3 protein-coding genes and 1 pseudogene are annotated in these 4,182 nt (G+C 64.6%); 2 read left to right on the forward strand and 2 right to left on the reverse strand.

What is annotated here, in order from left to right:
* Positions 1-361: pseudogene (locus tag EOA38_RS29515) on the reverse strand (S-methyl-5-thioribose-1-phosphate isomerase); the annotation flags it as partial.
* Complete coding sequence (mtnK, locus tag EOA38_RS29520) at positions 358-1,626, reverse strand: S-methyl-5-thioribose kinase (protein ID WP_127300892.1); 1,269 nt, start codon at positions 1,624-1,626, stop codon at positions 358-360. The gene mtnK and the pseudogene EOA38_RS29515, both read right to left, overlap by 4 nt.
* Positions 1,627-1,764: 138 nt before the next feature.
* On the opposite strand from mtnK, the gene EOA38_RS29525 reads away from it, so the two are divergent.
* The gene (locus EOA38_RS29525; protein ID WP_127300893.1) at positions 1,765-3,276 is read left to right on the forward strand and encodes a sugar ABC transporter ATP-binding protein; all 1,512 of its coding nucleotides are present in this window, start codon (positions 1,765-1,767) and stop codon (positions 3,274-3,276) included.
* 77 nt (positions 3,277-3,353) lie between these two features.
* A partial coding sequence (locus EOA38_RS29530) for an ABC transporter permease (protein WP_145966115.1) occupies positions 3,354-4,182 on the forward strand: 829 nt, incomplete at its 3' end.

Genomic DNA, 4,182 nt, shown 5'->3' on the forward strand with positions numbered 1-4,182 from the left:
GGTACGCGGCCGCGGCGCGCTCTCCCGGCGCCAACGGCTTGAGAAACCGCCGCATCTCGTCCAGCGCCCAGCGCAGATTGATCGCCGTCGGCCGCGTCTTGTGCAGCGTCTCCCACACCGCATCGAGCGCTTCGTCGGACGGATCGTCCCTCATCTGGATGGCGACGCCATAGGCGGCGGTGACGCCGATCAGCGGCGCGCCGCGCACCCACATGTCGCGGATCGCGGTGGCGATGCCGGCGACGGTTCCGATCGTCTCGATGCGGAATTCATGCGGCAGCCAGCGCTGGTCGATGATCTCGACCGAACGCTTGTCGTCGCTCAGCCAGATGGTGCGGTAGTGGCGTTCGCCGACGTTCAAATTCTGCTCTCCTGTTCGATCAGCGCGGCCAGAGTGTTGACCTCGTCGATGCTGTGGATCTGACGCCGGTTGACGGCGATGTGGCGGCCGAAGCGCAGCGCCTTGGCCTCACATCTGGCGCGCAGGTTTTCATCGGCAATGGTCTCGAAATCGGCATTGTGGGCGAGGCCGAGGATGCGTCGATGCACCTCGATGCCGGCGAAGCCGAGCAAATCGGTCCAGATGCCGGAAAGCATGTGGTCGAGCGCCTGCTCGGAACCCAAGAGGTCGCCCTGATCCTCGAACAGGCTCTTCTGGTAGAGCATGCCGGTGCGCTCGGTGCGCCACAGATGCGAGAACTCGGCGCGGAAGATGGCCCAGGTCTCGGCCGTGACCTTGAGCAGATAGGCGCGCATCGAGTCGCGGCCGCCGTTCTGCTCATGGCCGCGCTGCGAGAAGTAGGCCATCCAGAAATTGGCGAGCAGCATGCCGACATCGAAGGCGATCGGGCCGTAAAAGGCGAACTCTGGATCGATCATCCGGGTCTCGGTATCGGTGACCATGATCGAGCCGGAATGCAGGTCGCCATGCAGCAGCGTCTCGGCATTGGCGGCGAAGGAATGTTTTAGCCGCTGCGCCTCGACCTTGAGGTCGCGGTCGGCGCGCAATTCGGCCACCAGTCCGTCGAGCTGCGGACTGGTGTGCCGGTTCATCTCGGCGTCGAAATATGGATCGGAGAACACAAGGTTCTCGGTGATGTCGCAGAGCTCGACATTGTCGGCGAATAAAGCGAGGTCGGCCTTGCGCTCTCTGGTCACCATCGACAGGTCCGAGCCGCGGAACAGCGTGCGGGCCATGAACAGGCCGATGTCGCGTGCGATGTTCGGCAGCTCGCGGCCATCGATCAGCGCGCGCCGCAGGATGATGTGCGGCGGTGCCAGATACTCCATGACGATGAGCGCTTGGCCTTCGTCGAAATGGTAGATCGTTGGCACCGAGCCGGGCGCTCGGCGTTCTTGCCTGATCAGTGCATGATATTCGAAGAAAGAGCGCTTCAAGGGCAGCGGCCAGCTGTCGCCGACCAGCCGCACATAGGGCAGCGCCTGCTTCACCACCGCCGCGCCGTGATCTCCCTCGACGATGAAGACGAGGTTCAAATTGCCGTCGCCGACCTCGCGTACCTTCCAGCGGCTGGCATCGTTACCGATGCGCTCGGTCAGCGCCGTGGTCTCGCCAAGGCGCTTCGGCAGCGTCTCCACCGACAATGCTTCAAACTTCCCGGTCATTCTCTCCCCTCCTGCTCGTGGGTTCCGACGATAGCGGAGCCACGGCGGCGGGGCCAAGCTAGGAAGCGCTCTGGCAAATGTCAATCGTGTTGACAATTGACGAGTGAGCCCATAGCGTCACGGGTCAGGGAGGAACGAATGGGCGCAGATGCCGTGTTCCGTGTGGAGGGTCTGAGGAAATCCTTCGGCCAGAACGAGGTGCTTGGCGGCATCTCGATTGAGTTGTTTGCGGGCGAGGTCACCGTGCTGATGGGCGCCAACGGCGCCGGCAAGTCCACGCTGGTCAAGATCGTCAGCGGCGTCTATTCGCGCGACGGCGGCACGATGCGGCTCGCCGGCCGGGCCTTCGATCCCGGCACGCCGGCGGAAGCCATCCGCGCCGGCGTCGTCACCGTGCATCAAAACATCAATGACGGGGTGGTTGCCGATCTCGACGTCGCCACCAACCTGACGCTCGACCGGCTGAGCGGCAAGGGCGCGTCGCTGTTGTTCAAGCCCGCCAATGTCCGCGCCGAGGCCCGGGCAGTCGCCGATCGCATGGGGCTCGCTATCGATCTCAGGGCGCGTGTCGCCGACCTTTCGCTCGCCGACCGGCAGATGGTGGCGATTGCGCGGGCCATGGCGCACCAGCCTAAGGTGCTGATCCTCGACGAGCCGACCTCCTCGCTGTCGAGCGCCGAAGCAGACCGGCTGTTTTCGCTGATCGACCGGCTGCGCGGGCATGGTGTCGCCATCCTCTACATCTCGCACCGCATGTCCGACATCCGGCGGCTTGCCGACCGTATCGTCTCGATGCGCGACGGCGTCATCTCCGGTGTCTTCGACCAAAAGCCGCTCGACTATGAAGGCGCGGTCAACGCCATGCTCGGCCGCAAGATCCTTCTCGACCGGGTCGTCGCCAGAAAATCGGCGCGCGCGGTCTTCACCGCCGAAGGCCTGCAATTGGCGCATGGCGCCAAACCGATCTCGATGACGCTCGGCGCCGGCGAGGTGGTGGCGATCACCGGTCTGGTCGGCGTCGGCAAGACGGCGCTGGCCGAGACGCTGTTCGGCGTGCGCGAGCCGCTGGCAGGCACCATGCACATGGACGGCAAGCCCTATGCGCCGCGATCGGCGCGCGAGGCGATTGCGGCGGGCGTCTTCCTCGTCGCCAAGGACCGCGCGATGAGCGGCATCGTCGGCGGCTTCAACGTCGAGCGCAACATCAGCCTGCCGTTCCTCAAGCGCATGTCGAGCCTCAGTGTCATGAAGCGCCGCGCCGAGCGTGCCGCCGCACGCCGCCAGATCGATGAGCTTGGCATCGTCTGCCGCTCCGAGAAGGACGAGCTTGCGGCATTATCAGGCGGCAATCAGCAGAAGGTAATGGTGGCGCGCTGGATGTCTCAGACCTCACGCCTGTTCATCCTCGACGAGCCGTTCCAAGGCGTCGACATCTCGGCAAGGCGCGACATCGCCGCCAAGCTGAGGGCAAGCGCCGACGGCCGCGCCACGCTCCTTTTCGTTACCGAGATCGACGAGGCGCTGGAGACTGCCGACCGCATCCTGGTGATGTCGGAACACACGATCGTCGGCGAGCACAGGAACGCCGATATCGACCTCGACCGGCTGCTGGCGCAGGTGGCCGGCGGGCCGCTGCACGGCACGACGTGAGCCGAACCGATGACGAGACTTGGAGTGCATGCATGAGTTCCAGTTTGGCGGAGAGGGCAGCAGAGCGGGAGCGTTCGATGACATTGCGTGACTATGCCATCCGCTACGGCTTCATCGTCCTTTTGTTCGGCCTGATCGCCTATTTCGCGATCGCCGCCGACGGTTTCGTCTCGCCGCAGAGCGCGGTTTTCATCTTCCAGTCGGTGGCGATCACCGGCGTGCTGGCGCTCGGCGTCACCGCGACGCTTGTCGTCGGCGGCTTCGACCTGTCGATCGGCTCAGTCGCCACCAGCGCCATGATGGCGGCGTCCTATGCCATGGTGGTGCTGGAACAGAACGCCATTGTCGCCGTCATCGCCTGCCTGGTCATCGGCGTGGTCGTCGGCCTGATCAACGGCTGGCTGATCGTCTATATGCGCGTGCCGGATCTCTTGGCGACGCTTGGCATGATGTTCCTGCTCCTCGGTCTGCAACGCATCCCGACCGAAGGTCGCTCGATCGCCACCGGCATGACCATGCCCGACGGTTCGGTCGCCAACGGCAAGTTCAGCGAGGCTTTCCTGGCGCTCGGCCGCCACCGCATCGACTTCTTCATCCCGAGCCTGATCCCGGTCTCGGTGGTGGTGCTGGTCGTGCTTGCCGTGCTGATCTGGTTCTTCCTCGAATACACCCGCTTCGGCCGCATGATGTATGCCGTCGGCAGCAACGAGCGGGCCGCCGAACTCGCCGGCGCGCCTGTCAAGGCATACAAAATCTGGGCCTACGTCATTTCGGGAGTTTTTGCCTCGATCGGCGGGATTTTGCTCGCCGCCCGGCTTGGACGCGGCGACATCGCCTCGGGTAATAATCTCTTGCTCGACGCTGTCGCCGCGGCGCTCATCGGCTACGCGGTGCTCGGCGCCGCCA

Origin of the sequence: Mesorhizobium sp. M1E.F.Ca.ET.041.01.1.1 (assembly GCF_003997355.1) — a bacterium.
In the GTDB taxonomy this organism is placed as follows: domain Bacteria; phylum Pseudomonadota; class Alphaproteobacteria; order Rhizobiales; family Rhizobiaceae; genus Mesorhizobium.